This window comes from Rhizobium sp. 18065 (assembly GCF_902706095.1).
Lineage (GTDB): Bacteria > Pseudomonadota > Alphaproteobacteria > Rhizobiales > Rhizobiaceae > Allorhizobium.
Genome location: NZ_CACSJP010000020.1, coordinates 13,999 through 29,510, shown reverse-complemented (window position 1 = coordinate 29,510; position 15,512 = coordinate 13,999). Strand labels below are relative to the sequence as shown.

Here is a 15,512-nt window from a genome sequence, read left to right as displayed (position 1 = left end):
GGCTCAGATGGAGAAATGCGTGGCGATCATGCTCTTCGCCTCGACCCAGTCGACTGCCTTGTGCACATGGGCCTGGGGCGGTGGAGCGAATGTGTGGATCTCGACCGGCGGCGGCATATAAATGAGCAGACAGTCTGGCACATGCTCTCCGACGGAATGCAGGTTATGCGCCATGTCGTCAACAAAGGCGACGGGCAGGGGTCTGCCCGCATGCAGAGCGGCCACCAGTGGCCCCTTGGCTTCATCGGCTGCAATCAGGGGGTAACTGAGCGTCAGCTCGTCGAGCAGCCGACGACGCGCATCGGTGTGCCGTGGCGGCATCGCCGTGAGGAAAACCAGATCCGCCGTTCCCGCCAGAGTGTGCAGAGCCTCGACAGCCTCGGCAAAGGGCGTCTGCCAGCTTTCCTGGGCGGTGAAGAAGTCGTCGATCAGTGACTGGACAGCAGACGCCTCCAGAACGGTCTCGTCGTGGCCGGAGACGATGTTCCCGGTCAGCTTGAATGAGCGCGGGATGAGGCGATGGCCGCAGCTTTCCAGAAACGCTGCGAATGGCGTCGCAAATTGCAGCACGACATCATCGACATCGCAGACGATCAGTGGTTTATCGGTGAGACGGATACTGCCAATGCCGGCGGCCATCAGATTTCGCCGGAATCCAGCGTCGGTTGCGCATAGCGCTGTGCCGCGGCCATCACGGTTTCGGGCTTTGTCTCGGTTGCCGTGCAAAAGGCCATCAGCGTCGGTTCGTGCGCCATCAGGAAATCCAGCATGCCGGCGAGGAAGCCGGGATCATTGACTGCCTGGCGCATCTGGTCCGGCCGCACGCCGGAAAGCGCCAGAAAACGAGATAGCATGTCGGGCTCGCTTGCGAGCCAGCCGAGAACAGCCACGGCCGTTGCTTCGGCATCCTGGTGTATATGCCTGTTTTCCATCAAGTCTTTTCCTGTCTGCCTGTCGAATTACCGATTTCGAAACCAAATAGCACTACCTTGCGTGATGACGGAAGATGCAACCCGCCGCCGGATCTCGCGTTTAGATCTGTAGGGTGCGGGATAAGGGACCGGGTGAATGCCGAAAAAGGTAATGATTGTTGAAGACAATGAGCTGAATATGAAGCTCTTCCGCGATCTTATCGAGGCCTCCGGCTACGAGACGGTGCAGACCCGCAATGGCATGGAAGCGATGGATCTCGCCCGCCGTCACAAGCCCGATCTGATTCTCATGGATATTCAGTTGCCGGAAGTCTCCGGCCTTGAAGTGACGAAGTGGCTGAAGGAAGATCCCGATCTGCATGTGATCCCGGTCATTGCGGTCACGGCCTTTGCCATGAAAGGTGACGAGGAGCGCATCCGCCAGGGAGGGTGCGAGGCCTATGTCTCCAAGCCGATCTCGGTGCCGAAATTTATCGAAACCATCAAGACCTATCTCGGGGACGCGTAAGGAAACCAGCCATGACCGCGCGCATCCTCGTTGTCGATGATATCCCCGCGAATGTGAAGTTGCTCGAAGCACGGCTGATGGCCGAGTATTTCGAAGTGCTGACCGCCGACAATGGCCGTGACGCGCTCAATATCTGCGACAGCACCCAGGTGGACGTCATCCTGCTCGACATCATGATGCCGGAGATGGATGGATTCGAAGTCTGCGAGCGGCTGAAATCCAATCCCCGCACCGCCCATATCCCAGTCGTCATGGTGACGGCGCTCGATCAGCCTTCCGATCGGGTCCGCGGACTGAAAGCGGGTGCCGACGATTTCCTGACCAAGCCGGTCAATGACCTGCAACTGATCTCGCGGGTGAAAAGCCTTGTCCGCCTGAAGATGCTCAGCGACGAATTGCGCATCCGGTCGGATGATGCGCGCCACGCCGGTATCGAGGACGCGCTGCGTCTGCACGACGGGCGCCTGGACGAACCGGCGCAGATCCTGCTGGTCGACAGCCGCGGCGCCTCGCAGGAGCGCATCATCAAGTCCCTGAAGCCGATCGCCATGGTCAGCGCCATGTCCGATCCACAGGCAGCGGTGTTTGAGGCGGCGGAGAACCAATTCGACCTGGTCATCGTCAATTGCAATCTCGAGGAATACGATCCGCTTCGCCTGTGCTCGCAGTTGCGCACCCTTGAGCGGACGCGTTTCATCCCCATCCTGCTGATCACCGAGCAGGGCGATGAGCAGATGATTATCCGTGCGCTCGACCTTGGCGTTAACGACTACATCGTCCGGCCGCTCGATCCCAACGAACTGGTGGCTCGTACGCTGACCCAGGTGCGCCGCAAGCGCCTGAACGACCAACTGCGCAACAGTGTAAAGCAGACCGTCGAACTGGCCGTCACGGATGGCCTCACAGGCCTGCATAACCGCCGCTATCTCGACAGCCACCTGCGCACGCTCTTTGCCCGGGCTATGGCGCGTGGCCGCCCGCTGACGCTTTGCATCACCGATATTGATCGCTTCAAGCAGGTCAACGATGTTCATGGCCACGATGCTGGCGACGAAGTGCTCAAGGAATTTGCCGGACGCATCCGTGGGACCGTGCGCGGCGCGGACCTTGCCTGCCGCTATGGCGGCGAAGAATTTGTTGTCGTGATGCCGGATACATCGGCCGAAGTTGCAACCGTTGTGGCCGAGCGCCTGCGCGGCATGATCGAAGCGCGGCCGTTCCAGCTGCGCTCTGGCGAGAAGCCGCTAATGCTCACCGCATCCATGGGCATTGCCACGATGGGACCTGGTATCGTCACCCCCGAGCAGCTGCTGAAGCAGGCCGACCGCGCGCTTTACGAAGCGAAGAACTCCGGTCGCAACCGGGTTGTCGCTGCCGCTGCGTGAGGCGGCGATCTGCGGGTTAAAATTCCATCACTAAAATCAGGGTGTTGCGTTGACCCCGCCGGTTGATAATTATGCGATTGTTCACAGCTTTTTGGTCTGCATTCCAAGTGAGCATAGATTCCTAATGCTGATGTGATTTTGAGCAGTTACAAAACCGACCTTCTGGCAGTGAATAACTATTAAATTGCTCATAGTGTCCTTCGCGACACACTTTTGCGCGTCCTGCGCAGCGAACCAGCTCGATAATATTATGAATTTTTGCGCGTATACGGCCACGCAGAATCGTATCGGTGTTTTCCTTCGTGATTTTCAGATGTTTGAACTAAGATATACTCAGTGCGATCTTGGTCAATGCCAAGTAAAAAATCCGTCTGCATTGTCTCTCGGCCGGTTTATGCACAATCCTTGATGGTTAATTTAACCATAATTGAATCGCTGACTGTCTCGCGGTTAATAAAGTGTTGATTTTTTTCTCCAGTTGAGTGATTTTCACTGTGTGGAACAAAACCTCTCAAAGAGGTTCTTGATACCCCATGATGCTCAGGTCCGCCGCATCTCCTGGGTCGTGGGGTCGGTCGGTCGGCATGCAACGTCCAAAACGGTTCCTCGTGCCGTGTTTGCGTACCGACCGACCCCCTAATTGAAAAACACCGGTCTCCGAAAGGAGGCCGGTGTTTTTCGTTTTAGCGGATTGTCTTGAGCTAGTAGTTGCTTCTCAGCAGCAGCACAAAAGAAAAAGGCGCGTCACTCGCGTGACACGCCTTTTTAAAGGAAGAGATCAAGAATTACTTGATCTTGGTTTCCTTGAACTCGACGTGCTTGCGCGCGATCGGGTCGTACTTCGTCTTGTTCATCTTATCCGTCATCGTACGGCTGTTCTTCGTGGTAACGTAGAAGAAACCCGTGTCGGCCGTCGACAGAAGCTTGATCTTGATGGTTGTAGCCTTGGCCATGGTCGTCCTGCCTCTAATAAACTAAGCCGTGGACGACTGAACGAGGCCCCCGGCAAATCTGGCGCGAAACTACAAATCGCGCCCGAAAAGTCAAGTCTATTTCGGGCTAAAAAGCCAACGCCCCAGGGAAACAACCACATAGAGGGCAAAGAAACCCGCTATTGCCCAGGCAAAACCGTCATTGCCGGAGATATCGATCGCCGCGCCGATTGCCTGTGGACCGGCAACAGTCCCCACCGCGTAGCAGAAAACGAAGGCGGCATTGGCTGCCGCAAGGTCTGCGCCGGTGAGTCGCGATCCGAGATGGCTGAGGCCGATCGTGTAGAGTCCGGAGACGCTGCCGCCCCAAAACAGCAGCACCACGGCCATCAACTGCCAGTTCGACGACAGCCAGGGCAGGGCAAGCGATCCGGTAAGGCCGACCATGGCAAGCGCTGACAGCAGCAGCCGGCGGTCCTTCATCCGGTCGGACAGCAGGCCGAGCGGGATCTGGAACACCATGTTGCCGATACCCATGACGGTCAGCAGCAACGCCGCCTGTGTCTCGCTGAAACCGGTGCGGGTGGCGTAGATCGGAAACAGCGAAAGTCCGCCCGCTTCCACTGCGCCGAAGACGAACACGGCGACGGTCGCGCTTGGAACCAGGAAGACATAGCGCAGAAAATGCCGTTCCGGTTTTTCGTCCAGCACGGGACTTTCGTTGCGGGCGATATAGATCGGTATCGCCGCAGCCAGGATGGCAATCGCACCGATCAGGAACGGCAGCAGGCCTTCGCTGCCGATCACGGAGAAGAGCAGGGGGCCGGATGCAAAGCCCACGGCAAGGACGGTGGCATAAATTCCGAGCACGAGCCCACGGCGCCGCTGTGGCGCGGCGGCATTGATCCAGAATTCCGACAGGATGAACAGGGTCGTGGTCGTGCCGTGAAAGACCAGTCGCAGCGGAAACCACATCCAGAACTGTTCGGCATAATAGAAGCCGACAGCGCTGATCGCAGCCAGCACGACGGCCCAGAGCATGGTGCGGGCGACGCCGAAGGCATGCGCCATCTTGGTGGAAATCGGCGCTGCAATCATCGCGGCGATACCGGCCATGGCCGAATTGAAGCCGATCAGCGTCGACGAGATGCCGCGTTTTTCCAGGATGATGCTGAGCAGCGGGAGACCGAGGCCGATGGCTATGCCTACAGCCGAAATTGCGGAGATTGCCGCAAACAGCGACGGCCAGTGAATATCGTCGCGGTGGCCGTTGAGGCCGTTGCTCGGCTCAGACATGCAATGTCCTCAGGCCGCAGCAGGAGTGCGCGCCACAGGGGGAAGAAGGCGTGTCGAGCCTGCGCAACGGGAAAGCGGGCATGTCGAATGGCATTGGTGCTTATCTATCTCCCAGGATGTCCATAAGGACTGCGGCATGTTCAGACCGCAAACAGTGCGCAAGTCAAGTGGCCGTGTCCCAACCGGCGGGGCGAATCGGGTCGAGATTGCGGCCAGTTTCGTTTCTATCGATAAACACGGGCATAAGGTTGAAGCTATTGTGACGAAACCTGCGGCTTGGCCTTCATTCGTCGCGTGCCGGAAGGGGATCTTCGACCTCGTCCTCGCGGCCGCTGAACCCGTGCATCCTCAGCGCCCATTGCAGGCCGACGACACCGCCCTTGATCGGCTGCAGGCTGAGCAGCGAGGCAATCACCCCGATCGGTGCCCAGATGGCGAAATGCACCCAGCCGGGGGCAGGGAAGGCAAGATCGGTCAACATGAACCCGCCGACGAGTACATGGCCGAGCACCAGGATCACCAGATAGGCCGGCAGGTCGTCGGCCCGGTGGTGGTGATAGGCTTCGCCACAAGACGCGCAAGTGTCGACCACCTTCAGATATTTGCGAAACAGCGTCCCCGAGCCGCAGGCCGGACAACGGTTCAGCATGCCGCGCTTGATCGAGCGTCCGAGCGGGCGGTCAATCTGGGCATCGCCGCCGAATGTGGCCACGCCGTTCGCCGGGTTCGTATCCGCCTGGTTTGCTGTCATGTCCGTCATCTCCGTCGTGACTGTTGTCACCGTCTTGGGCGGTTGGGCCGCGTTCCAGGCGTCTTTGCGCCGCGTCGACCAGACTTGTGGAACGAGCGGGTACCGACCGGCAGCTTTCTGCCTTCGCTCAGCATCTCGAACCGCAGCGCTCCGGCAAGCGGTGCCGCTTCCGCCAGCCGAACCTCGACGCTGTCGCCGAGCTGATAGCCGAGACTGGATCGTTCGCCGACCAGCGCCTGATGCGCTTCATCGTATATATAGTAGTCGCGACCCAGCGTGGACACCGGCACGAAGCCGTCTGCGCCAAATTGCGGCAGGCTGATGAACAGGCCGGCCTTGGTCACGCCCGACACTCGGCCATCGAATTCTTCGCCGATGCGGCCGGCGAGATGATGGGCGATCAGCCGATTGATCGTGTCGCGTTCGGCCGCCATGGCACGGCGCTCGAAGGTCGAGATCTCGGCGGCGATGTCGTCGAGGCTCGCCTCTTCCTCCGGTGTGATCCCGCCTTCGCCAAGGCCCAGCGAACCGACCAGCGCCCGATGCACGATCAAGTCCGCATAGCGGCGGATCGGCGAGGTGAAGTGGGCATACTTCAGCAGGTTCAGGCCGAAGTGGCCGATGTTCTCCGGGCTGTATATCGCCTGGCTCTGGCTGCGCAGCACCATCTCGTTGACCATGATCTGGTGCGGCGTATCGACGGCCTTGGCCAGGATGCCGTTGAACGAATTGGAGCGCAGGTTGCCGCCCTTGACCAGCGAGAAGCCGATCGTCGCCAGGAATTCGCGCAGCACTTCCTGCTTTGACAGTGTCGGCGCGTCATGGATGCGGTAAACCAGCGGCTGGCGCTTCGTTTCCAGTGTCTCGGCGGCCGCAACATTGGCCTGGATCATCATCTCTTCGATCAGCTTGTGCGCATCAAGTCGTTCGGGAACATGCACACGGTCGACGGTGCCGTCCTCTTTCAGGATGATCTTGCGCTCCGGCATGTCGAGTTCGAGCGGCTGGCGGCGTTCGCGACCGCGCTTCAGTGTCGCATAGGCGGCCCATAGCGGCTTCAGGATGGGCTCGAGCAGTGGGCCTGACTTGTCATCGGGCTTGCCGTCGATTGCTGCCTGTGCCTGCTGGTAGGACAGCTTGGCCGCACTCTTCATCATGATGCGATGAAAGGTGTGTCCGGCCTTGCGGCCCTCGTGGGAAAACACCATGCGCACGGCGAGCGCCGGCCGGTCGACGCCCTCGCGCAGCGAGCAGAGGTCGTTGGAGATACGCTCGGGCAGCATCGGCACGACGCGGTCGGGGAAATAGACCGAATTGCCGCGCTTCAGTGCCTCGCGGTCCAGCGCCGACTTCGGCCGCACGTAGTAGGATACGTCGGCAATCGCCACGGTGACGATCACGCCGCCCGGATTGTCCGGTGAGGGATCGGGCTCGGCATAGACCGCATCGTCGTGATCCTTGGCGTCGGCCGGATCGATGGTGATGAGCGGCACGTCGCGCCAGTCCTCGCGATGCGACATCGAGGCGGGTTTTGCCTCTTCGGCTTCGGCAATGACCGATTGCGGGAAGATATAGGGAATTCCATGCGCATGGATGGCAATCATCGAGATCGCCTTTTCCGTGGCAACCGAGCCAACCACGTTCAGCACCCGCGCACGTGTCAGGCCGAAACGGCTGGAGCGTGCAACTTCGACTTCGACCAGATCGCCGTCCTTGGCCTCGCCGAGATCCGTCGCATCGATCTGCAACTCCTCGCCGCGCCGTTCGATCGGCATCAGGCGCGCGCTGCCGTCTGCCATGGCGCGCACGACGCCGAGTACGGCGCCGCGCTGCTTGTCGAGGATCTTGATGACGCGGGCGGTGTAGGCTGGGCCGGCCCGGTCTTTGGACGGGAAGATCTTCGCCAGGACCCGGTCGCCCAGTCCGCCGACTGGCGTCTTGCCCTTGGATCGGTCGCTGCTCGACTGGCGGATGGATACGGCCGGTGCCGCGCCAAGTTCTTCGGGCCATTCTGCCGGACGGCCGATCAGGTCACCATCCTTGTCGCGGGTAGTGATGTCGAGGACGGTCACGGGGGGAAGAGCGCCGGGACGCGCCAGCGTCTTGCGGTTCTTGGTCAGCATGCCGTCGTTTTCGAGATCCTTCAGCGCCTGCTTCAGCTCGACGCGCTGCTCGCCCTTCAGCCCGAAGGCCTTGGCGATTTCGCGTTTGGAGGCCCGATCCGGATTGTCGGTGATGAACTGCATAAGCACATCGCGCGGCGGCACCTCGCCGTGGATGATCACCGGCTTGTCGGGCACGGCACCGGCTGCCGCGTTCGCCGCCCGCCGAGCCTTGCGATTGGCGGGGCCGGTCGAGTGGCCATGTTCACGCGGCAGTTTGGTCAATGTCAGCTCTTTTTCGCTTTGCTGGCCGCCTTGGCCTTCGGCTTGGCGGCGGATGTCTTTGTCGGCTTGGCCTCGGCGCCATCGGCAGCCTTGGCTTTCGTCGTCTTGGTGGTTTTTGCCCCGGTCTTGGCCGCCGTCTTGGTTCCAGCCTTGGCGCCGGCTTTCGCGGGCGCCTTCTTGGCCTTGGCCTTGCCGCCGCCATCCTTGGCGATGCGTTCGGCGATCAGAAGCAGCGCCTCTTCGACGGTGACTGACTGCGGCTCCTTGCCCTTCGGCAGGGTGGCATTGACCTTGCCCCAGTTCACATAGGGGCCATAGCGCCCTTCACGAACGGTCATTGTGCCACCATCGGGATGGTCGCCCAGTTCCTTCAGGGCCACGGCCGCCGTACGACCGCCCGGTCCCTTACTCTGCTTTTCAGCCAGAACTGTGACCGCGCGGTTGAGGCCGATGGTGAACACGTCCTCGATGCTCTCGACATTGGCATAGGTGCCCTCATGCAGGACGAAGGGACCGTAGCGGCCAAGGCCTGCCGAAATCATCTTGCCGGATTCAGGATGCAATCCGACTTCGCGCGGCAGGGCAAGCAGCGACTGCGCCTTGTCGAAGTCGATGTCTGCCGGCGCCCATCCCTTGGGCAGCGAGGAGCGCTTGGCTTCCTTGCCGTCGCCGCGCTGAACGTAAGGTCCGAAACGTCCGGACCGCAGCGAAATCTCTTCCTCGGTGACGGGATCCTTGCCCAGCGCCTTCGGCTCGTTGCCGCCGGCTTCGGCCTCCGCGCCGCCTTCGGAGGAAAGCTGGCGGGTGAAATTGCATTCCGGATAGTTCGAGCAGCCGACGAAAGCGCCGTACTTGCCGAGCTTCAGCGACAGGTTTCCGGTGCCGCAGACCTGGCAGATGCGCGGATCCGAACCGTCTTCGCGCTTCGGGAATACCAGCGGCGCCAGCGCTTCGTTCAGCGCGTCGAGAACGTTGGTGACGCGCAGTTCCTTGGTGTCTTCGATCTGGCCGAAGAAATTGGTCCAGAAGTCGCGCAACACGTCCTTCCAGTTCAACTCACCAGCCGAAATCCGGTCGAGTTTCTCTTCCAGATCCGCAGTGAAATCATACTCCACATAGCGGGTGAAGAAGCTTTCGAGGAAGGCAGTGACCAGCCGGCCCTTGGAATGCGGGATCAGCTTGCGCTTGTCGGTGATGACATATTCGCGGTCGCTCAGCGTCTTCAGCGTTGCGGCGTAAGTGGATGGGCGGCCGATGCCGAGTTCTTCCATCTTCTTGATCAGCGAGGCTTCCGAATAGCGCGGCGGCGGCTCGGTAAAGTGCTGGCTGGCATTGACCTTTTGCTTGGCCAAGGCTTCGCGGGCATTGATTTCCGGCAGGCGGCCATCCTCGTCGTCACCATCCTCGACAGGTTCGCCTTCTTCCTTCTGGTCGGTATAGGCGGCAAGGAAGCCGTCGAAACGGATGACGGAACCGACGGCACGCAGTCCGGCCTTTTCGCCATTGTTGTCGGCAAGGATCTCGACCGTCGTGCGCTCGATCTCGGCAGACGCCATCTGGCTGGCGATGCCGCGCTTCCAGATTAGGTCATAGAGCTTCAACTGGTCGGCATCGAGGTAGCGGCGTACCTTGTCCGGCGAACGGGTGAATTCCGTCGGGCGAATGGCTTCGTGGGCTTCCTGGGCGTTCTTTGCCTTGGTCGAATAGATGCGCGGCTTTTCCGGCACATAACGCGGGCCGAACTGGTCGGCGACGGCGGCACGCGCCGCATCGATCGCTTCCGGCGCCATCTGCACGCCATCGGTACGCATATAGGTGATCAGGCCGACGGTCTCGCCGCCGATGTCGATACCTTCGTAAAGCTTTTGCGCCACCTGCATGGTGCGCGAAGCCGAATAGCCGAGCTTCGACGATGCTGCCTGCTGCAGGGTCGAGGTCGTGAATGGAGGGCCTGGATTGCGCTTGACCGGCTTTGCTTCGACGCTTTCCACGGCATAGCGCGCGCCTTCCAGCAGTGACTTGATGGTCGCAGCCTGGTCGCCATTGGTCACGGAATTGCGCTGGATGCGCTTGCCGAGATGCGAAACGAGCCTTGCTTCGAAATCATCGCCGCGCGGCGTCTTCAAAAGGGCGGAGATGTTCCAGTATTCTTCGGCGACGAACCGTTCGATCTCGTTTTCGCGGTCGCAGACGAGACGCAGCGCCACCGACTGGACGCGGCCGGCAGAACGGGCGCCGGGCAGCTTGCGCCAGAGAACCGGAGACAGGTTGAAGCCGACGAGATAGTCGAGCGCGCGGCGGGCCAGGTACGCATCCACCAGCGGCGTGTCGATATCGCGCGGATTGGCCATGGCATCGAGCACGGCCTTCTTGGTGATCGCGTTGAAGACGACGCGCTTGACCGGCTTGTCGCCAATCAGCTTCTTCTTCTTCAAAAGGTCGAGCACATGCCAGGAAATCGCTTCACCTTCGCGATCCGGGTCGGTCGCGAGAAACAGTCCGTCGGCAGACTTCAGCGCGTCGCCGATGTCCTTCATCCGTTTGGCCGACGCCGTGTCGACCTCCCACAGCATTTCGAAGTCGTTGTCAGGAAGCACCGATCCGTCCTTGGCCGGCAGGTCACGCACGTGTCCGAACGAAGCGAGCACTTTATACCCCGGTCCGAGGTATTTGTTGATCGTCTTGGCTTTGGCCGGGGATTCTACAACTACGACGTTCATTGCTTCTTTGCGCCTTCATCAGTGCTCTCAATCGGCAGCACAGTGCCTCGGCTTTGGAATACCGATTTTCCGACATGGAGGTCGAAAGCGCTGCGGTCAAGGGGCAAAGTCGATTTTCCGCGTTTGCAACGTGATGCAACCAATGAGAGCTTTGTTGCAATTTGCAATTTTTAAGAATTGCGCTATCGTGGTTTTATCGGAACAAAGACGGCATGTCGGCGACACCGTCTGCAACTGTGAGCAATGTAGGATGGCAAGAGATCCGATCGGTACGAATGGTCGTGAATCCAGCACTATGGCGAACATTGCCTACATCCGGCAGATGCTGGGCGAGTTGCGCGGCGTGGCCGAAAGCGAGGGTGCCGAGATGCTGTGCTATCTGATCGAGATGGCGTATGTCGAAGCTGGCGACGTCCAGTCCGGGCGTCGCGCGCTGTCACTCGGACATGGTCAGCGAAACAAAGCCCCCGGCGTGCCGATCTAGCCGGCCGGCGATATCCAGTTCCAGCAGCACCAGATAGACGGACGATGCCGGCAGACCCGTATGCCGGATGATGTCGTCGATCTCGACAGGGGTCGGCCCGAGCGCATCAACGATGATCGAACGCTCGTCGTCATTCGGTGGGGGTGCCATGGCCCGATGGCCGGTATCTTCATTGCCAGGTTCATCCGCTTCCGGCTGCTGGAACAGATCGATCCGTGACAACGGTGCCAGTGCCTGAAGAACATCCGACGACCGCGTCGTGACGGTTGCGCCATCCTTCAGCAGGCCGTTGGTGCCCTCGCAGCGCGGATCGAGTGGCGAGCCGGGAACCGCAAACACCAGCCGACCGAATTCGCCAGCAAGCCGCGCGGTGATCAGCGATCCCGATCGCGCGGCCGCTTCGATGACGACAACGCCGAGCGCCACGCCGGCAATCAACCGGTTGCGCCGCGGGAAGTCGCGGGCACGAGGTTCCCAACCGAACGGCATTTCTGAAATCGCCAATCCGCGACCGTCGCAGATGGCGCGCAGAAGATCGATGTTTTCCGGTGGGTAGGGCTGATCGAGCCCGCCGGCCATGGCCGCAATCGTGCCCGTATCGAGGCTTGCCCGATGGGCTGCGGCATCGATCCCGCGCGCCAGCCCGGAGACGATCGCATATCCGGCCTGGCCGATATCACGCGCCATCATCGCGGCAAATTTCGCGCCACTGATCGAGGCATTGCGAGAGCCGACAATGCCAACGGCCGGAAGCTCTGCAGCGGCAAGGTCACCCTTGGCCGCAATCAGGGGCGGGGCGCCGTCGATCTGGCGCAGGGCCGAAGGATACTCGGGTTCGCCGATGCCGACGAAGCGGGCACCGAACCGGTAGGCAGTCTCCAGTTCGCGCTCCGCATCGGTGACGCTGGCGATCCGGACAGTCCTGGACGAACCACCCCGCCGCGACAGTTCCGGCAAGGCTTCGAGGGCAGCTTCGGCCGAGCCGAAATGGTTGATAAGATCGCGAAAGGTTGCAGGCCCGACATTGTCGCTGCGGATCAATCGCAGCCAGGCAATCCTCTGCCGGTCCGTCAGCGCAATCCCTTTTCGTCTTGCGCTATCGTCCGGCATGGCTCTCCTAGCCTTTTTGTCCGATCTTGCTTTCGGTTCCGGCGATCAGCCGTTCGATATTGGGTCTGTGGCGCCAAAACGTGATGGCTGTCATGGCCGCTGTCACAAGTGCAGCCTCTTCAACCCCAAGTATCCACAATGCAACCGGAATGACAAGTGTGGCCACAAGCGCAGCCAGCGAAGAAAAGCGGCTGATGAAGGCAACCGACAACCATACGGCGGCAAAGACCAGAACCATCAACGGTGCAACGCCAAGCAGCGTGCCGATATAGGTGGCCACGCCCTTGCCGCCCTTGAAGCCGAGCCAGACCGGGAAGAGATGCCCGATAAAGGCGGCAAAGCCGGCAAGCAGCCCGGCATTCTGACCGAACAGCATCTGCGCGATCACGGCTGCGGCCGTGGCTTTCAGCGCGTCCAGCAGCAATGTCACCGCGGCCAGTTTCTTGTTGCCGGTGCGCAGGACATTGGTCGCGCCGATATTGCCGGAGCCGATCGAACGCAGGTCGCCGAGACCGGCCATCCGGGTCAGCAGCAGGCCGAAGGGGATCGAGCCGAGCAGATAGCCCAGAGTAAGCACGGCGATGAGCGCCGGCCAGCCGATGGCGAGATAGTTGACGCTTGGCACCGTGTTCCCCCTGCTTGTCTTTGTTTTATGCGAGTGCGTGCACGCAGCGTCCGGCGACATAGGTCGCGACCGCACGGCCCGAGAAGCGCGCATCTTCGAAAGGCGTGTTCTTCGAGCGTCCCACAAGCTGATCCTTCGACACCAGCCATGGCTCGTCGAGATCGACCAGTGCGATATCGGCGCTTGCGCCCGGCTTCAGCGTACCGGCCGGAAGGCCGAAGATTTCGGCCGGTCTTGTCGACATCGCATCGATCAGCCGCATCAGCGGAACATGGCCGGCATGATGAAGCCGGAGAGCAGCCGAAAGCATGGTCTCCAGTCCGCTCGCACCATCGGCCGCCTCGCCGAACGGCAGGCGCTTGGTATCGACATCCTGCGGATCATGCGACGAGACGATGATGTCGATGCTGCCATCGGCAATCGCCTGCACCATGCCCATGCGATCATCTTCCGAACGCAGCGGCGGATAGAGCTTGAAGAAGCTGCGATATTCGCCGATGTCGTTCTCGTTCAGGGCCAGATGGTTGATCGAGATGCCGCAGGTGACCTTGGCTCCACGCTTGCGTGCCACCTGGATCGCCTCGACCGATTCCGGCACCGAGATCTGGGCGGCGTGATATTTCGCCTTGGTCAGGGCGGCGATCCTGAGGTCGCGCTCCAGCGGAATGATTTCGGTTTCCTTCGGTATGCCGGAAAGACCGAGCCAGCTGGCAAACAGTCCCTCGTTCATCACACCATTGGCGGCCAGATATTTTTCCCGCGTTTCGAGCGCGATCACGGCGCCAAATTCGCGCGCATAGGTCATCGCCCGGCGCAGCACTTGGCTATCGTTGAGGCCATGGCGACCATTGGTGAAGGCAACCGCGCCAGCCAGTTGCAGCAGGCCCATCTCGGTCATTTCGGCACTGGTCATGCCCTTGGTCAGGGCCGCTGCCGGATAGACATTGACGATGGCCGTATCGCGCGCCGTCTTCTTGACGAACTCGACCAGGGCGATGTCGTCGATGACAGGATCGGTTTCCGGCATCATGATGAAGGAGGTGATGCCGCCGGCGGCCGCCGCACGACTGGCAGACGCAATCGTTTCGCGATGCTCATGGCCGGGTTCGCCGACAAAGACACGCGCATCGACAAGACCTGGAATGGCGGTCAGGCCACCACAATCGCGGATCTCGGCACCTTCCGGCGCACCCTGGTTCAACGCGTCACGGCCGGCCGCGAGGATCTTGCCGTCGTTCCCGACGATGATTGTGCCGGCCTCGTCAAGCGTGCGCGAAGGATCGATGATCCGGACATTCTTCAGGACGAGCGGTTTCATCATGCGCCCATTCCCTCGCTGCGCGGACCATTGTTTTGCGAGGTCAGCAATGTTTCCATCACCGCCATGCGCACGGCAACCCCCATTTCCACCTGCTGCTCGATCACGCTCTGCGGGCCGTCGGCCACTTCCGAGGCGATTTCGACACCGCGGTTCATCGGACCCGGATGCATGACCAGCGCGTCTTCCTTGGCATATTTCAGCTTTTCGGCGTCGAGGCCGTAGAAATGGAAATATTCCCGCACCGACGGCACGAAGGCGCCCGCCATGCGCTCGCGCTGCAGGCGCAGCATCATCACCACGTCGGCGTCTTTCAGCCCTTCCTTCATGTCGTGGAAGACTTCCACGCTCATGTCGGCAATGCCGGCTGGCAGCAATGTCGCAGGCGCCACGACCCGGACGCGGGCACCCATGGCGTTGAGAAGAAGAATGTTGGAGCGTGCCACGCGCGAATGCAGAACGTCGCCGCAGATGGCGACGATGATCCGCGACAGCTTGCCCTTGGCGCGGCGAATGGTCAGCGCGTCGAGCAGCGCCTGGGTCGGATGCTCATGCTGGCCGTCACCCGCATTGACCACAGAGCAGGCGACTTTCTGCGCGAGCAGGGCGGCAGCACCTGCCGAGGAATGGCGCACGACAAGCACGTCCGGGCGCATGGCGTTCAACGTCATGGCTGTGTCGATCAGCGTTTCGCCTTTTTTCACCGACGAATTGCCGACCGACATGTTCATCACGTCGGCGCCTAGCCGCTTGCCGGCAAGCTCGAATGAGGACTGCGTCCGCGTCGAGGCTTCAAAAAACAGATTGATCTGGGTAAGACCACGCAACGTGGAGGTCTTCTTCTCCCGTTGGCGGCTGATTTTCACGGCTTCGTCGGCCTTGTCGAGCAGGTACGTGATGTCCTGTTCGGTAAAGCCCTTGATGCCGATGAGATGGCGGTGGGGAAAGAAGACCATGGACGCCCTCCGTAGATGTCACGCGGTCTATAATGATTGGCAGGCGGCCGGGCAAGCATATGCTATGTGGATTGCGGCGCGTTCCCCATGTTAAACGAAATTCTTTGC

General features: G+C 60.8%; 14 protein-coding genes. 3 read left to right on the top strand and 11 right to left on the bottom strand.

Translation table 11 applies throughout. From position 1 onward, the window contains the following. Positions 1–3: 3 nt before the first annotated feature. Both GVK95_RS24580 and GVK95_RS24575 read right to left on the bottom strand, forming a co-directional pair. A complete protein-coding gene (locus tag GVK95_RS24580) occupies positions 4–639 on the bottom strand; it encodes a hypothetical protein (RefSeq protein ID WP_159953312.1) in 636 nt (211 codons plus the stop codon). Then, positions 639–932, bottom strand: a complete 294-nt coding sequence (locus tag GVK95_RS24575; RefSeq protein WP_159953311.1) for a DUF3572 domain-containing protein — start codon at positions 930–932, stop codon at positions 639–641. Before GVK95_RS24575 ends, GVK95_RS24580 begins: the two co-directional genes overlap by 1 nt. A gap of 136 nt (positions 933–1,068) precedes the next feature. On the opposite strand from GVK95_RS24575, the gene GVK95_RS24570 reads away from it, so the two are divergent. Together GVK95_RS24570 and GVK95_RS24565 are read left to right on the top strand one after the other, a co-directional pair. Further along, a complete protein-coding gene (locus tag GVK95_RS24570; RefSeq protein ID WP_007599342.1) occupies positions 1,069–1,440 on the top strand; it encodes a response regulator in 372 nt (123 codons plus the stop codon). A gap of 11 nt (positions 1,441–1,451) precedes the next feature. Beyond that, entirely contained in the window at positions 1,452–2,825 is a 1,374-nt protein-coding gene (locus tag GVK95_RS24565) for a PleD family two-component system response regulator (RefSeq protein WP_159953310.1), read from the top strand. Positions 2,826–3,610: 785 nt separating this feature from the next. On the opposite strand, the gene rpmG is transcribed toward GVK95_RS24565, so the two are convergent. The 5 genes from rpmG to topA all read right to left on the bottom strand — a co-directional run bounded on the left by rpmG (position 3,611) and on the right by topA (position 10,911). Further along, positions 3,611–3,778, bottom strand: a complete 168-nt coding sequence (gene rpmG / locus GVK95_RS24560; RefSeq protein WP_007599340.1) for a 50S ribosomal protein L33 — start codon at positions 3,776–3,778, stop codon at positions 3,611–3,613. 96 nt (positions 3,779–3,874) lie between these two features. Further along, entirely contained in the window at positions 3,875–5,053 is a 1,179-nt protein-coding gene (locus GVK95_RS24555; protein ID WP_159953309.1) for an MFS transporter, read from the bottom strand. A 283-nt stretch (positions 5,054–5,336) separates the two neighbouring features. Further along, the gene (locus tag GVK95_RS24550) at positions 5,337–5,804 is read right to left on the bottom strand and encodes a DUF983 domain-containing protein (RefSeq protein ID WP_200844375.1); all 468 of its coding nucleotides are present in this window, start codon (positions 5,802–5,804) and stop codon (positions 5,337–5,339) included. A gap of 26 nt (positions 5,805–5,830) precedes the next feature. Beyond that, complete coding sequence (rnr, locus tag GVK95_RS24545) at positions 5,831–8,104, bottom strand: ribonuclease R (RefSeq protein WP_159953314.1); 2,274 nt, start codon at positions 8,102–8,104, stop codon at positions 5,831–5,833. Between the two features lie 89 nt (positions 8,105–8,193). After that, positions 8,194–10,911 carry a type I DNA topoisomerase gene (gene topA, locus GVK95_RS24540; RefSeq protein WP_159953308.1) on the bottom strand — a complete coding sequence of 906 codons (2,718 nt, stop codon included), beginning with the start codon at positions 10,909–10,911 and terminating at the stop codon, positions 8,194–8,196. Positions 10,912–11,161: 250 nt separating this feature from the next. On the opposite strand from topA, the gene GVK95_RS24535 reads away from it, so the two are divergent. After that, a complete protein-coding gene (locus tag GVK95_RS24535) occupies positions 11,162–11,395 on the top strand; it encodes a hypothetical protein (RefSeq protein WP_159953307.1) in 234 nt (77 codons plus the stop codon). Here the strand turns inward: GVK95_RS24535 and dprA are convergent. From dprA to GVK95_RS24515, 4 genes are read right to left on the bottom strand one after another with little or no spacing between them, the layout of a single operon-like run. Beyond that, on the bottom strand, positions 11,348–12,505 hold the full coding sequence (dprA, locus tag GVK95_RS24530; RefSeq protein WP_159953306.1) for a DNA-processing protein DprA: 1,158 nt from the start codon (positions 12,503–12,505) through the stop codon (positions 11,348–11,350). The two genes, GVK95_RS24535 and dprA, sit on opposite strands and share 48 nt — an antisense overlap. A 7-nt stretch (positions 12,506–12,512) precedes the next feature. Then, positions 12,513–13,130 carry a glycerol-3-phosphate 1-O-acyltransferase PlsY gene (gene plsY / locus GVK95_RS24525; protein WP_159953305.1) on the bottom strand — a complete coding sequence of 206 codons (618 nt, stop codon included), beginning with the start codon at positions 13,128–13,130 and terminating at the stop codon, positions 12,513–12,515. Between the two features lie 25 nt (positions 13,131–13,155). Then, positions 13,156–14,451 (bottom strand): dihydroorotase, encoded by a 1,296-nt coding sequence (locus GVK95_RS24520; protein ID WP_159953304.1) that lies wholly within the window; start codon positions 14,449–14,451, stop codon positions 13,156–13,158. Beyond that, complete coding sequence (locus tag GVK95_RS24515; RefSeq protein ID WP_159953303.1) at positions 14,448–15,404, bottom strand: aspartate carbamoyltransferase catalytic subunit; 957 nt, start codon at positions 15,402–15,404, stop codon at positions 14,448–14,450. The genes GVK95_RS24520 and GVK95_RS24515 overlap by 4 nt, the downstream gene beginning before the upstream one ends. Positions 15,405–15,512 lie beyond the last annotated feature (108 nt).